The sequence below is a fragment of the Bacteroides sp. 4_1_36 genome (assembly GCF_003466325.1).
Classification (GTDB): domain Bacteria; phylum Bacteroidota; class Bacteroidia; order Bacteroidales; family Bacteroidaceae; genus Bacteroides; species Bacteroides uniformis.
Map to the genome: position 1 here is coordinate 83061 of NZ_QSOX01000019.1, position 15452 is coordinate 98512.

At 50.4% G+C, this 15452-nt stretch carries 7 protein-coding genes and 1 pseudogene; 7 read left to right on the top strand and 1 reads right to left on the bottom strand.

The features are described from left to right. Position 1 precedes the first annotated feature (1 nt). From DXD65_RS16250 to DXD65_RS16280, 7 genes are all read left to right on the top strand, one after another. Positions 2-1129, top strand: coding sequence for a glycoside hydrolase family 88 protein (locus DXD65_RS16250; protein ID WP_005830120.1), 1128 nt, complete (start codon positions 2-4; stop codon positions 1127-1129). Positions 1130-1269: 140 nt separating this feature from the next. Further along, positions 1270-3180 carry a family 43 glycosylhydrolase gene (locus DXD65_RS16255; RefSeq protein ID WP_373151307.1) on the top strand — a complete coding sequence of 637 codons (1911 nt, stop codon included), beginning with the start codon at positions 1270-1272 and terminating at the stop codon, positions 3178-3180. A gap of 30 nt (positions 3181-3210) precedes the next feature. Next, the gene (locus tag DXD65_RS16260; protein WP_022401396.1) at positions 3211-5157 is read left to right on the top strand and encodes a glycoside hydrolase family 97 protein; all 1947 of its coding nucleotides are present in this window, start codon (positions 3211-3213) and stop codon (positions 5155-5157) included. Between the two features lie 225 nt (positions 5158-5382). Beyond that, positions 5383-7926 (top strand): alpha-L-arabinofuranosidase C-terminal domain-containing protein, encoded by a 2544-nt coding sequence (locus DXD65_RS16265; protein WP_005830127.1) that lies wholly within the window; start codon positions 5383-5385, stop codon positions 7924-7926. A 57-nt stretch (positions 7927-7983) separates the two neighbouring features. Beyond that, complete coding sequence (locus DXD65_RS16270) at positions 7984-9975, top strand: glycoside hydrolase family 127 protein (RefSeq protein WP_005830129.1); 1992 nt, start codon at positions 7984-7986, stop codon at positions 9973-9975. A gap of 54 nt (positions 9976-10029) precedes the next feature. After that, positions 10030-11979 (top strand): alpha-L-arabinofuranosidase C-terminal domain-containing protein, encoded by a 1950-nt coding sequence (locus DXD65_RS16275; protein ID WP_005830131.1) that lies wholly within the window; start codon positions 10030-10032, stop codon positions 11977-11979. Positions 11980-12156: 177 nt separating this feature from the next. Further along, positions 12157-15252 carry a glycoside hydrolase family 2 TIM barrel-domain containing protein gene (locus tag DXD65_RS16280; RefSeq protein ID WP_005833261.1) on the top strand — a complete coding sequence of 1032 codons (3096 nt, stop codon included), beginning with the start codon at positions 12157-12159 and terminating at the stop codon, positions 15250-15252. Positions 15253-15377: 125 nt separating this feature from the next. Here the strand turns inward: DXD65_RS16280 and DXD65_RS16285 are convergent. After that, positions 15378-15452 (bottom strand): annotated as a pseudogene (locus DXD65_RS16285) (DNA-3-methyladenine glycosylase I); the annotation flags it as partial.

Here is a 15452-nt window from a genome sequence, read left to right on the forward strand (position 1 = left end):
TATGAAAACGACATGCTTATTTTTATTGGGTTTGGCTTTTTGCTGGGGACTGTTCTCATGCACCGCTCAGCAGCCGAAACCGGAAGAAGTGATTGAGATTATCAATCGGGTGAACAACTATTGGCAGGAGACCCATCCGCAACATGGGCGCTCTTTCTGGGACAATGCCGCCTATCATACGGGAAACATGGAGGTGTTCTTCCTGACCGGTAATCCGGAATGCTATGCCTATTCCGAGGCGTGGGCAGAACATAATGAATGGAAAGGCGCGAAGAGTGACAACAAGGAAGAGTGGAAGTACAGCTATGGGGAGAGTGATGATTATGTGCTTTTCGGTGATTATCAGATTTGTTTCCAGACTTATGCGGATTTGTATACCGTGAAGCCGGATTCCGGGAAGATAGCCCGTGCGCGCGAAGTGATGGAATACCAGATGAGTACGGACAAGAACGATTATTGGTGGTGGGCAGACGGACTTTACATGGTAATGCCCGTTATGACAAAGATGTACAAGCTGACCGGCAATCCGTTATATCTGGAGAAACTGCATGAATACTGGACCTATGCCAACAGCATCATGTACGATGCGGAGGAAGGCCTATACTATCGCGACGGCAAATATATTTATCCAAAACATAAAAGTGTGAATGGTAAGAAAGACTTCTGGGCGCGTGGCGACGGTTGGGTGCTGGCTGCCTTGGCAAAGGTACTGAAAGACCTGCCCGAAACAGACCAATACCGCCAGGAGTACATAGACCGCTTCCAGACGATGGCCAAATCCGTGGCTGCCTGCCAGCAGCCGGAAGGCTACTGGACACGCAGTATGCTCGACCCTGAGCATGCTCCCGGTCCTGAAACCAGCGGTACGGCTTTCTTTACCTATGGTCTGTTATGGGGGATGAACAACGGCTTGCTGGACAAGGCTACTTATCAACCCGTAGTGATGAAGGCGTGGAATTATCTGACTACTGTAGCCTTGCAGCCCGATGGCCGCATAGGGTATGTACAGCCGATTGGCGAGAAAGCCATTCCCGGACAAGTGGTTGATGCCAACTCTACTGCCAACTTTGGGGTAGGGGCATTTCTGCTGGCAGCTTGTGAGATGGTGCGTTTTTTGAATGCCGACTGATTGGAGAGATTAAATAAGTGTATATGTTACACAACATATACACTTTCTTTGTATTATAATGTATATAGTGTTAATTTTACACCCGTTAAAAGGTTTAATATAAAAAGATTATGATTGTACGGATGAAAAACACTTTCCGGATGCTTTTGGCGGCAATGTTATTGTCGTTGTTTGCACTTCCGGGATATTCCTGGCAAAAATCCTTTCCCGAAAAAGATTATGTAGCTTATTTGTTCACTTATTTCACTGGGAATAGTGGCGATGAAGAAGCTGTGCGCTATGCTGTAAGCATGGACGGTTATACCTACTGGGCATTGAATGATAATGAACCGGTAATCGACTCGAAAGTCATCAGCTCCACCGGGGGAGTCCGCGACCCGCATATCCTTCGTTGCGAGGATGGCAAGACTTTCTATATGGTAGTGACAGATATGGTTTCAGCCAATGGATGGAGTTCCAACCGTGCCATGGTTTTGCTGAAATCTACCGACTTGGTCAACTGGTCTCACTCCGTTATCAATATACAGAAGCGCTATTCAGGTCAGGAGGATTTGAAGCGTGTATGGGCTCCGCAGACTATCTACGACCCGGAGGTGGGAAAGTACATGGTGTATTGGTCCATGCTGCATGGCGATGGAGCCGATGTCATATATTATGCTTATGCCAATGCGGAGTTTACGGATTTGGAGGGAGAGCCCAAGCCATTGTTTCTGCCGGAGAACGGGAAATCGTGCATCGATGGAGACATTGTCTATAAGGATGGTGTTTTCCACCTTTTCTATAAGACGGAAGGGCATGGAAACGGCATAAAGGTGGCCACCACCCGTTCCCTGACCTCCGGGGCATGGACGGAAGAACCCGATTACAAGCAACAGACTAAGGAAGCCGTAGAGGGTGCGGGCACTTTCAAACTGATAGGGCAGGATAAGTATATCCTGATGTACGACGTCTATATGAAAGGAAGCTATCAGTTTACGGAAACCACTGACTTGAAGAATTTTAAGGTGATAGACAGCGAGGTGAAGATGAACTTCCATCCCCGTCATGGGACCATTATCCCCATTACCCGGCATGAGCTGTTGCGCATTACCGATGAATGGGGCAAGCCGACAGAACTGGGCGCATTGCCCAACAATCCCGTATTGCCGGGTTTCCATGCCGACCCGGAAATCCTTTATTCCCATCAGACCCAAAAGTATTACATCTATTCTACTACGGACGGACAGCCGGGTTGGGGAGGCTGGTATTTCACCGTATTCTCCTCCACGGATTTGAAGACCTGGCAGGATGAAGGCGTCATGCTGGACTTGAAGTCGGAGCAAGTGCCCTGGGCAGATGGCAATGCTTGGGCGCCTTGCATTGAAGAGAAAAAAGTGGACGGTAAGTATAAATACTTCTTCTATTACAGTGGAAACCCCAAGAATGGCGGCGGCAAGCAGATTGGAGTGGCTACGAGCGATTCTCCGGCCGGCCCTTTCACCGATTTGGGACGCCCTGTCGTTACTGCTTCACCCGTCGGTGGCGGGCAACAGATTGATGTGGATGTGTTTACAGACCCTGTTTCGGGCAAATCCTATCTTTACTGGGGCAACGGCTACATGGCAGGTGCCGAGCTGAACGACGATATGGTGTCCATCAAGGAAAATACCGTTACGGTGATGACACCGGCGGGAGGCACCTTGCAGGACTATGCTTTCCGCGAAGCAGCCTATGTCTTTTATCGCAACGGGCTCTACTATTTCATGTGGTCGGTAGACGATACCGGTTCGCCCAATTACCATGTGGCATACGGTACATCCAAGTCGCCGCTCGGTCCTATCGAAGTTGCCAAGCAACCCGTTGTGCTGATTCAGAATCCGGAAAAGGAAATTTACGGTCCGGCACACAACGCTGTATTGCAGATTCCCGGTACAGATGAGTGGAGAATCGTTTACCACCGTATTAATAAATGGTACTTGAAAGATGGCCCCGGCGTTCATCGTGAAGTCTGCATAGACCGGATGGAGTTCAATGAAGACGGAACCATCAGGCCGGTGGTGCCTACCTTTTAATTTAATGATATAACATAATAATTTAATACCATGAAGAATAGATTGAAATTACTGGTTTGGTTGTTTGCCCTCTCAGGTCCGCTGGCAGCACAGAGTGTATCTGTCAATGGTCCGGATGGAAAATTGCAGCTTACGGTATCCTGCCCGTCAGCCAACGGCGAAGTGTCTTACGCCGTCACCTACAATGGAAAGCAAATGCTGGAATCTTCTCCCTTGGGGATGGAGACAAATGTGGGTGATTTCTATAGAGGATTGCAGTTGAAGGAACATAAAGTCACAGCTTTCGATACGGTTTATGAACAATCCCGAATCAAAGCTTCGCACATCCATTACCGGGCAAACGAATTGCTTTGTTCATTCGTCAACGGTGAGGGGAAGAATGTGCAGATAACTTTCCGCGTCAGCAACAATGACGTGGCTTTCCGTTACACCCTGCCGAGGGAGCAGGGAAAAGGAAGCGTCACGGTGAACAGCGAACGGACCGGCTTCCGCTTCCCGTCGCAGACCACCACTTTCCTTTGTCCGCAGAGCGACGCCATGATAGGGTGGAAGCGTACCAAACCCAGTTACGAAGAAGAATATAAGGCAGATGCCCCGATGAACGAACGTTCGGGTTATGGACATGGATATACATTTCCCTGCTTGTTCAAGGTGGGGGATGACGGCTGGGTACTGCTCAGTGAAACCGGAGTGGACAGCCGTTATTGTGGCTCGCGTTTGAGTGATTGGGATAACGGCGTGTATCGCATTGCTTTCCCCATGCCGGAAGAGAACAACGGCAATGGAACGGTGGCACCTGCCTTTTCCCTGCCGGGCTCCACGCCGTGGCGTACTGTGACGGTGGGGGAAACCTTGAAGCCGATTGTGGAAACCACCGTCCCCTGGGATGTAGTGGAACCACGCTATACCACCACCCATGATTACAAGCCGGGCCGTGGCACATGGAGCTGGATTCTCTGGCAGGACGGCAGCATCAACTACGACGACCAGGTGCGCTATGTTGACTTGGCAGCCGCCATGGGATACGAATATGTATTGATTGACAACTGGTGGGACAACAACATCGGTCGCGACCGCATGGAACAGTTTATCAAGTATGCCCGTAGCAAGGGTGTGGAGGTATTCTTGTGGTATAGCTCCAGTGGTTACTGGAACGATATAGAGCAGAGTCCCGTCAACCGGATGGATAACTCCATTGCCCGCAAGCAAGAGATGCGCTGGTTGCAAAGCCAGGGTGTGAAGGGTATCAAAGTAGACTTCTTCGGCGGTGACAAGCAAGAGACCCTGCGTTTGTACGAGGAGATTCTGAGCGATGCCGACGACCACGGTCTGATGGTTATCTTCCACGGCTGTACCTTGCCTCGCGGCTGGGAACGGATGTATCCCAATTACGTAGGCAGCGAGGCGGTGCTGGCTTCCGAGAATCTGGTATTTAGCCAGCATTTCTGTGATAACGAGGCGTTCAATGCCACGCTGCACCCTTTCATCCGCAATGCTGTGGGATGCATGGAGTTTGGCGGTGTGTTCCTGAACAAGCGTTTGAACCGCAGCAACGATGGCGGAACTATTCGCCGCACCACGGACATCTTTCAGCTGGCAACGGCAGTGCTGTTCCAAAATCCTATCCAGAACTTCGCCTTGGCACCTAATAACTTGACGGATGCTCCGCAAATCTGCCTCGACTTTATGAAACAAGTGCCCACTACTTGGGACGAGACCCGTTTCATTGACGGCTATCCGGGGAGATATATTGTTCTTGCCCGTCGTCATGGAAACACGTGGTACATAGCCGCTGCCAATGCAACGGTGGAACCGTTGAAACTGAAACTTGACCTTCCTATGCTGGCAGGACAAGAGGTGTCTCTGTATAGTGATGACAAGAAGATGCAGCCTCAATTAAAGCTGCAGAAGATAAAGACTGACGGCTCTCTGCAACTCACGGTTCAGCCGCAGGGAGGGGCGGTAATCGTGGAATAAAGAAGGCATGGAGCAACCCTTGTTTTGTAATGATATGTCATAACGGATTACTCCTTTTGCAAATCTTTGATTATCAAAGGTTTATAATTGTCCTGATTCAGTCGTATACTGAATGGCATTCACTATACGACTGAACCCTATTCACTATACGACTGAATGGCATTCAGAATACGGCTGATTGTGACTATCGAACTAAATGTGAATGATTAATACCGACTTAATACCATGAATAGATTCTTGAAATTATTGTCCTTGTGTCTGTTCTTGACACTGACCGTTCCTTTGCAGGCTATAACGAATGGAGTGGCGAATGAACCCGATTCAGTCTATCTCTTTTCCTACTCCCATGCCGACGGCAGTGGCGGTCTGAAACTAGCCTGGAGTCCCAATGGCAACCGATGGTTCAGCGTGGCAGAGGGCAGCTCCTTTGTCAACTCGGACTTCGGCCCCTGGGGGCAAATGAAGCGGATGCTGAAACCGCACTTGATGCAGACCCGTGCCGACGACCGTTGGCACTGTATCTGGGAACTGACGGAAAGCGGAAACTCCCTTGCATACGTCGAGTCTCCCGACTTGCTGCAATGGAAAGCGCAGAAATACTTTGACCGTTCTCGCCTTGCCGAATACCGGCCGGCGGAGGTCTATCCTAACGTGCGGAAGGAGGTTCTGCTGAACGGTACCGTACAGCAGGGTTGGATGCAGCGTGTACCGTATGCCACGGTGCAGCGTGTCATCTCCTTTGCAGAGCATAAGAAGTACCGCCAGGCACTCCATGCCGAACGTACCGAGCAAGACCCCGTACGTTTTGCCGGACTGAAACCGGTGGAGGCGACTATCGAAGTGGAGACGGAATGTGCAAAAACCATCAGCAAGCATCTGATAGGTATTTTCTTCGAAGACATCAACTATGCTGCGGATGGAGGACTGTATGCCGAGCTGGTACAGAACCGCGACTTCGAGTATTCGTCTAAGGACGGTTCACACCAAGGTTGGGACGGCACATATGCCTGGGCGGTGAAAGAGGGGAATACTTCGGCTGCCGTTACCATTGCCGCTGCCGACCCCATTCATCCCAATAACCCTCATTATGCCGTATTGGAGGCGCGTCCCGGAGTGACATTGCAGAACGACGGTTTCGACGGCATCAGCTTGAAGAAAGGGGAGAAGTACGATTTCTCTCTCTTCGCCCGCGTGGCACCGGGCAGCAAGGGAGGCAAGGTGGTTGTTTGCCTGCTCGACCAGACGGGCCGTGAGATTGCCCGCTCTTCCGTCAATGTGTCCTCCAAAGAGTGGAAGAAACAGCAGACGGTGCTGACGGCGAATGCCGACGTGCGTGCCGCCGTCCTCTCGCTCCAGCCGCAGACGGTGGGGACACTGCATCTCGATATGATTTCCCTTTTTCCGCAAAATACATTCAAGGGCCATAAGAACGGCTTGCGTGCCGACCTGGCGCAGACGCTTGCCGACCTGCATCCACGCTTCGTCCGCTTCCCCGGTGGCTGCGTGGCTCATGGCGACGGCATTGATAATATCTATGACTGGAAAGGCTCTATCGGACCGCTCGAAGCGCGTAAGCCGTTGCGCAATCTGTGGGGGTATCATCAGACACGCGGACTGGGCTACTTCGAGTACTTCCGCTTCTGTGAAGATATAGGTGCCGAACCTCTGCCGGTATTGGCAGCGGGCGTGCCGTGCCAGAATTCGGGCACACACTCGCACTATGCCGACAACTGTCCGCAGGGGGCCAACAAGGAACTGATGCGCTACGGCCAGCAGGGTGGCATCCCGATGGAAGAGATGCCTGCCTATATCCAGGATGTGCTCGACCTGATAGAGTATGCCAACGGCGATGCACGCCGCACCGTGTGGGGCAGGAAGCGTGCTGAGGCAGGCCATCCCAAGCCTTTCAATCTGAAGTATATCGGCATCGGCAACGAGGATATGATTACCGAAGTGTTTGAGGAGCGCTTTGCCATGATATACAAGGCTGTCAGGGAGAAGCATCCCGAGATTACGGTTGTCGGCACCGTAGGTCCCTTCTACGAAGGCACGGACTATGCGGAGGGCTGGCGCCTTGCCACGGAAATGGGCGTGCCCATGGTGGACGAACACTATTACGTGGATCCGGGCTGGATGATTCACAACCAGGACTACTACGACCGTTATGACCGTACCAAGTCCAAGGTCTATCTGGGCGAATATGCCGCCCACCTGCCCGGACGTCCCAACAACATAGAGACAGCGTTGGCAGAAGCCCTCTATCTGACTTCTGTGGAACGTAATGCCGATGTGGTGGAAATGACCTCATACGCTCCGTTGCTGGCAAAGGAAGGGCATACGCAGTGGAATCCCGACTTGATTTATTTCAATAACACGGAGGTGAAGCCTACCGTGGGCTACTACACACAGCAGATGTACGGACAGAATGCGGGTACGCAGTACATCACCTCGCACATCACACTGAGTAATGGGCAAGAGGCTGTCCGCAAGCGCGTCGGCGTTTCGGTGGTAAAGGATGAGGCCACGGGTGACCATATCGTAAAGCTGGTGAACCTGCTTCCGGTGGAGGTTTCCTCTACAGTGAAGCTGAAGGGCATCGACTTGCAGAATCCCTCGGCAGTGAAGACGCTCCTGACGGGTGACCCGAAAGACAAGCAGGCACGTTCCGTGACTTCCGCCTTCGTCGACATCGGCGGTACGGAGTTTCCTTATACCTTGCCTGCCTATTCGTTTACGGTGATACGTATCCATGAGAATAAGGGGAAATAAGGATAAATCCGTGTAATTCCGTGCGTGGGAACTTAAGAACTTAAAAACTTAAAAGATATGATACGATTATTGACTTTGGCACTTGTTGCAGCCATGACCGGCAGTGTGTCGGCACAAAAGCAACAGACTTTGCATTCCGGTTATCCCATCGACCCGGTTCCTTTCACTTCAGTGAAGGTGACGGACAGTTTCTGGGGACAACGCTTGAAGGCAAGCCGCGAGGTAACCATCCCGTTGGCTTTCAGTAAGTGTGAGGAAACGGGACGTTATGAAAACTTTGTGAAAGCTACTCATCCCAGTGATGAGTATAAGGTGGGAGGCTTCTCCTTTGACGATACGGATGTCTATAAGACGATTGAAGGTGCAAGTTACTCCTTGCAGACTTACCCGGACAAGAAACTGGAAGAATATATCGACAGCGTATTGGTCATAGTGGCCGCCGCCCAAGAACCGGACGGGTATCTTTACACCGCACGTACCATGAACCCCAAGCATCCGCACGATTGGTCGGGGCCGGAACGCTGGTCGGAGGTGGAGAATTTGAGCCACGAGTTCTATAATCTGGGTCACATGGTGGAAGGGGCTGTGGCTTATTATCAAGCTACAGGCAAGCGGAACTTCCTGGATATAGCTATCCGTTATGCCGACTGCGTATGCAAGAATATCGGTGAAGGCCCCGGACAGAAGCGTGTGATTCCCGGACATCAGATTGCCGAAATGGCATTGGTACGCCTCTATACCGTGACAGGAGATAAGAAATATCTCGACCAGGCCAAGTTCTTCCTCGACGCGCGCGGCACTACGGCACGCAAGGACATCTATTTGCAGTCGCACAAGCCTGTACTGGAGCAGGAAGAGGCAGTGGGACATGCCGTACGTGCCGGTTACATGTATTCCGGTATGGCTGATGTGGCTGCCATTACGGGTGACAGCTCCTACATCAAGGCTATCGACAAGATATGGGAGAATATCGTCGGCAAGAAGATATATATTACCGGCGGTATCGGTGCGCGTCACACGGGCGAAGCTTTCGGTGATAACTATGAATTGCCGAATCTGACTGCCTACAATGAGACCTGTGCCGCCATCGGCAATGTTTACATGAATTACCGCCTCTTTCTGCTGCATGGCGATTCCAAGTATTTCGACGTGCTGGAACGTACGCTTTACAACGGATTAATCTCCGGCGTTTCATTGGACGGAGGCAAGTTCTTCTATCCCAATCCGTTGTCTTGCGATGGTAAGTATCACTTTAATGCCGACCATACGATTACACGCCAGCCGTGGTTTGGTTGTGCCTGCTGTCCTAGCAACATCAGCCGGTTCATTCCTTCTTTGCCGGGATATGTGTATGCCGTGAAAGACAATCAGGTGTACGTCAACCTTTTCTTGTCCAACCGTGCCGAGCTGAAGTTGAATGAAAAGAAAGTGGTGCTGGAGCAGGAAACCGGATACCCCTGGAACGGAGATATTCGTGTGAAGGTGGCTCAGGGCAACCTGCCGTTTACGATGAATATCCGTATTCCGGGTTGGGTGCGCGGCAGTGTACTTCCGAGTGACCTTTATTCGTATGCCGACGACCTGAAGTTGGGCTATCGTGTATTGGTGAATGGCGAGGAGGTGACCGGTGAACTTCGTAAAGGCTATCTCCGGATAGACCGGAAGTGGAAGAAAGGGGATGTGGTAGAGGTGCATTTCGACATGCACCCCCGTGTGGTGAAAGCCAATGAAAAAGTGGTTGCCGACCGTGGACGGGTGGCCGTTGAGCGTGGTCCTATCGTTTATTGTGCCGAGTGGGCCGATAATGATTTTAATATACAGAATATCATCCTGAACCGTCATCCGAAATTCCAGGTGACGGAGAAGCCCGAACTGCTGTATGGCATCAACGAAATTACCACAGAAGTGCAGGCTCTTGGTTTTGATGCTGCCGGAAAGTTGGCAACCAGAGATGTGACGCTGACCCTGATACCTTATTATGCATGGGCACACCGGGGTGAGGGCAAGATGGATGTATGGTTGCCGGTAAATAGGATTGATGTAGAATAGGTAAGTATGTCGTCATAATTTAGCTTATGCTATCGTTATAAACAGATTAAAACCATGAAAAGACTTTTATTTCTATTGACATTGTTCGTTGTTCTTGGCATGCAGGCGCAACAGCATGTGATGACTGTTGATGTATCAAAACCGACGGCTCGGATAAATCCTGCCATGTATGGAATCTTCTTCGAAGACATTAATTTCGGTGCGGACGGTGGTTTGTATGCCGAACTGGTAAAGAACCGCTCTTTTGAGTTCCCGCAGCCGCTGGTGGGGTGGATACCTTTCGGCGAGGTGACGGTACAGGACGAGCGGCCCTGCTTCGACCGCAATCCGCATTATGTGCGCATTACCAATGACGGCTGTCTTTTGCGTGCCGGACTGGATAATGAAGGTTATCGTGGCATCGGCCTGAAAAAAGGAGAAGATTACCGTTTCTCCGCCTATGTCCGTACGCCGGATACCAAACCAATGAAGCTTTCCGTCGAACTGGTGAATTCCAACGGAGAGAATCTCCTGAAGAAGGAACTGGAAGTGAAAGGCAGTGAATGGCAGAAGCTGACGGCTGTGCTGAAAGCTCCTTTTACCGATGTTCGCTCGCGTCTGCGTGTTGTGTTGCAGACGGAGGGTACGGTAGATATGGACCACATCTCTCTCTTCCCGGTGAACACTTGGAAGAAGCGTGAGAATGGATTGCGTGCCGACTTGGTACAAGCCCTCTATGACCTCAATCCCGGAGTATTCCGTTTTCCCGGTGGCTGCATCATCGAAGGCAACAGCCTTGCCACCCGTTATCAATGGAAGAATTCCGTGGGTCCGGTAGAGAACCGTCCTTTGAACGAAAATCGCTGGAACTATACATTCAAGCATAAAGCTTTCCCGGATTATTTCCAGAGTTACGGACTTGGCTTTTACGAATATTTCCTGCTGAGTGAAGACCTCGGTGCAGAGCCTCTGCCGGTACTGAGCTGCGGGCTGTCCTGCCAATACGAAAGCAACGAAGTGGTTCCCCTTGGAGAACTCGGCCCGTACGTGCAGGATGCCCTCGACCTCATCGAGTTTGCCAACGGTGCTGCAACCTCCAAGTGGGGAAAGGTGCGTGCCGATATGGGACATCCCGAACCGTTCGGTCTGAAAATGATTGCCATCGGCAATGAACAGTGGGGGGAAGTCTATCCCGAGCGTCTGGAAGTGTTCACGAAAGCCATCCGTGCGGAATATCCCGATATGCAGATTGTAGGTTCTTCCGGTCCGAGTGCAGATGGGGACAAGTTCGATTACCTATGGCCCGAAATGAAACGCATCGGGGTGGATTTGGTGGACGAGCATTATTATATGGCTCCCGACTGGTTCTTTGCCAATGCTGCCCGCTATGATGACTATGACCGTAAAGGACCGAAAGTCTTTGCCGGTGAATATGCATCGCATGACCACCCCACCGGGAAAGCCAATAATTTCTTGGCGGCACTGTCCGAAGCAGCTTTTATGACGGGACTGGAACGTAATGCCGATGTGGTGCGCCTGGCTACCTATGCTCCGTTGTTTGCCCATGTGGATGCCTGGCAGTGGAATCCCGATTTGATTTGGTTCGACAATCTCCGTATGATGCGGACTCCCAACTATTACGTACAGCAGATGTACGGTATGAATGCCGGAACAGATGTGCTGAACCTGCAAATGGACGGAAAACCCGTGACGGGGCAGGACAGCCTTTATGCATCGGCAGTGCTGGATGCTCCTACGGGAGAAGTAATTCTGAAGCTTGTCAATGCGGGCAGCAGATCGGAGAAGGTACAGATAGAGTTCAGCGGATTGAAGAAGCGGCAGCTTGTCTCGGGTTCCTGCACCTATTTGCAAAGTGATGACTGGAAAGCCAAGAATACACTGGAGCAGGAGGCTATTGTTCCACGTATTCGTCCGGTGGAGGTGGCTTCCCGTTCTCTGAGCCTGGAGCTTCAGCCCCGTTCGTTCGGAGTCTATCGTTTGCGGATAAGTACTCAATCAAAATAAATTCCCATTTAGTCACCTATTTAATTATGTGAACTAGTTATGAACACTTATTTAAAGAATTAAATTCAGCCTTTTTTGAACGATTATTCTTCCTTTTAATTATAGGATAGGCGTATCTTTGTGACGGCATACCGGTTCTGCTTGTATGCCGTTGCTAATTTTTATAAACTATTTACCATGAAGAAACATTTCATTACCGGACTGCTTGCGACTTTTGCCATTGCCGCAAGCGCACAGTCCTTCACTGAATGGCAAAACCCTGAAGTAAATGCCGTGAACCGTGCTCCGATGCACACCAACTATTTTGCCTATGAGTCGGCAGATGCTGCGGCTCGTGGAGCAAAAGAACATTCTTCCAATTACATGACTCTGAACGGTATCTGGAAATTCTTCTGGGTGAAGAATGCCGATGCCCGTCCCACGGATTTCTGGAAAGTGGGGTTCAACGACAAGGGATGGAGCGATATGGCCGTTCCCGGTATGTGGGAACTGAACGGTTTCGGCGCCCCTATCTACGTGAATACCGGATATGCCTGGCGCAATCAGTTCAAGAACAATCCACCGCAGGTGCCAACGGAGAATAACAATGTAGGTTCCTACCGTCGTGAGATTGTAATACCTGCCGACTGGAAGAGTAAGGACATCATTGCTCATTTCGGTTCCGTGACTTCCAATATGTATTTGTGGGTAAACGGCAAGTACGTAGGTTATAGTGAGGACAGCAAACTGGAGGCTGAATTCAACCTGACACCCTACTTGAAGCCGGGACAAAAGAATCTGATAGCCTTTCAGGTATTCCGCTGGTGTGACGGGACGTATCTGGAAGACCAGGACTTCTTCCGTTATAGCGGTGTAGGGCGCGATTGCTACTTGTATGCCCGTGACAAGAAGCGCATTCAGGACATCCGTGTCACTCCCGATTTGGATACTGCTTATAAGAACGGTTCCCTGAAAGTACAGCTTGATGTGAAGGGTGGCGGCAATATCAGTCTTGAACTGCTGGACGCTGCCGGAAAACAGGTGGCTACAGCTGTCGCCAAAGGTAACGCTACTGCCTTGATAAATGTGGAGAATCCTCATAAGTGGACGGCAGAAACGCCCTACTTGTATACCCTGCGTGCCACTTTGCAAGGCAGCAGTGAAGTGATTCCCGTAAAGGTGGGCTTCCGAAAGATAGAGCTGAAAGGAAGTCAGATACTTGTCAACGGCCAGCCCGTTCTCTTCAAGGGAGCCAACCGCCACGAGATGGATCCGGACGGTGGTTACGTCATTTCTCGCGAACGCATGATTCAGGATATTCAGGTGATGAAGCAGTTCAACCTGAATGCCGTGCGCACCTGCCACTATCCCGACAATAATCTCTGGTACGACCTCTGCGACCAATATGGTATTTACGTAGTGGCCGAAGCCAATATCGAATCCCACGGAATGGGTTATGGGGAAGAGACACTTGCCAAACGTGAGGACTATAGGAAAGCACATATGGAGCGTAACCAGCGCAATGTGCAGCGTAGCTTCAATCATCCCAGCATCATTTTCTGGTCTTTGGGCAACGAAGCCGGCTATGGCGCTAATTTCGAAGCTGCCTACGATTGGATAAAGGCTGAAGACCCGAGCCGTGCCGTACAATATGAACAAGCCGGTAAAACAGGCAAGACAGACATCTATTGCCCGATGTATTATGGCTATGACGGATGTAAGAAATACAGTGAGGATGATTCTATGACAAAGCCCCTGATTCAGTGCGAATATGCTCATGCGATGGGAAACTCGCAAGGAGGTTTTAAAGAATATTGGGATTTGGTGCGTAAATATTCCAAATTCCAAGGTGGCTTTATTTGGGATTTTGTTGATCAGTCTGTACGTTGGACAGGAAAAAACGGTAAGATGATTTATGCCTACGGCGGTGACTTTAACCGTTTTGATGCCAGCGACGGTAACTTCTGCGATAACGGTCTTATCAGCCCCGACCGTGTGCCCAATCCCCACATGTATGAGGTAGGCCGTATCTATCAGGACATCTGGACTACTCCGGCCGACTTGAAGAACGGCGAAATCAATGTGTTCAATGAATACTTCTTCCGTGATCTTTCTGCCTATTATATGGAGTGGGAGGTACTGAAAGGCGGTAAGGTGATACGGACCGGTCGTGTGGATAATCTGAATGTAGCTCCCCAACAGACAGCCAAAATCAAGTTGGACTTGGGCAAGACTTGCCAATGCACCGAGTGGTTGCTGAATGTTTCCTATAAGCTGAAGAACCGTGAAGGATTGCTTTCCGCCGGACATGTAGTGGCAAAAGACCAGTTGACGCTCAATCCTTACCAAGCTCCTTCCATGGAATTGAAGAACTGCGAACAGAGCAATATCGAGATGACGGCTCCCCAAGTACAGGATAACGATTGGAACTACCTCATCGTCTCCGGTGATGCTTTCCGTGTAGAAATCAACAAGCACAACGGTTATCTGACTAAGTACGAAGTGAATGGCCGGGATATGATTAAAGACGGCGAGGCTTTAAAACCAAACTTCTGGCGTGCGCCTGTTGACAACGACTACGGTGCCAATCTGCAACGCAAATATATCGCTTGGAAGAATCCGGAAATCAAACTGACCTCTTTCAAACAGCGCACGGAGAACAATCAGGTGATTGTAGAATCTGCTTACGACATGCCGGGTGTTTCAGCTAAGCTGAACCTTGTTTATGTCATCAACAATGCCGGTGCCGTCAAGGTGACCCAGAAGCTGACTGCCGACAAGAATGCCAAAGTATCGAACATGTTCCGTTTCGGTCTGCAGATGCCTATGCCGCGCAGCTTTGAAACCGTTGAATACTATGGACGCGGTCCGGTTGAAAACTATATTGACCGTAATCATTGCGCCGACTTAGGCATTTATCGCCAAAGTGTGGCTGAGCAGTTCTATCCCTACATCCGTCCGCAGGAAAATGGAACAAAGACCGATATTCGTTGGTGGAAGATGTTGGATCAGTCTGGTAATGGCATCAAGATTGTGGCGGCCGCTCCCTTCTCCGCATCTGCCTTGCACTATACCATCGAGTCTTTAGATGAAGGCTGGAGCAAAGAGCAAGGACACTCGCAAGAGGTGGATGAAGCTGATTTGACTAATCTCTGTATCGACAAGGTGCAAGCTGGTCTGGGTTGCGAAGACAGTTGGGGACGTATAGCCCGTCCGGAATACCTGGTGCCATACGCTGATTATGAGTTTACGTTCATCCTTTTTCCCGTATGCCATAGTATCGGAATAGAATAACATTTCTTCTCAGTGTATTACATACTGAGAAACAGATTTTATAACACTGAAGCGGTCGCCTTTCCGATGGGGGAGGGTGACCGCTTTGTGTTGATGTTTTGCTTGCTTCTGTATATTTCTTTGTTTTATTGTTTCTGATTTCGGCAAATGCAATCCGTCAGATGGTCGTTGATAAACCCCGAAGCTTGCAGATGGGCATA

Excerpts from the sequence above, each read along its gene's own strand:
- DXD65_RS16250 (WP_005830120.1), top strand. The coding sequence starts at position 2 with ATGAAAACGACATGCTTATTTTTATTGGGTTTGGCTTTTTGCTGGGGA.
- DXD65_RS16255 (WP_373151307.1), top strand. The coding sequence starts at position 1,270 with ATGCTTTTGGCGGCAATGTTATTGTCGTTGTTTGCACTTCCGGGATAT.
- DXD65_RS16260 (WP_022401396.1), top strand. The coding sequence starts at position 3,211 with ATGAAGAATAGATTGAAATTACTGGTTTGGTTGTTTGCCCTCTCAGGT.
- DXD65_RS16265 (WP_005830127.1), top strand. The coding sequence starts at position 5,383 with ATGAATAGATTCTTGAAATTATTGTCCTTGTGTCTGTTCTTGACACTG.
- DXD65_RS16270 (WP_005830129.1), top strand. The coding sequence starts at position 7,984 with ATGATACGATTATTGACTTTGGCACTTGTTGCAGCCATGACCGGCAGT.
- DXD65_RS16275 (WP_005830131.1), top strand. The coding sequence starts at position 10,030 with ATGAAAAGACTTTTATTTCTATTGACATTGTTCGTTGTTCTTGGCATG.
- DXD65_RS16280 (WP_005833261.1), top strand. The coding sequence starts at position 12,157 with ATGAAGAAACATTTCATTACCGGACTGCTTGCGACTTTTGCCATTGCC.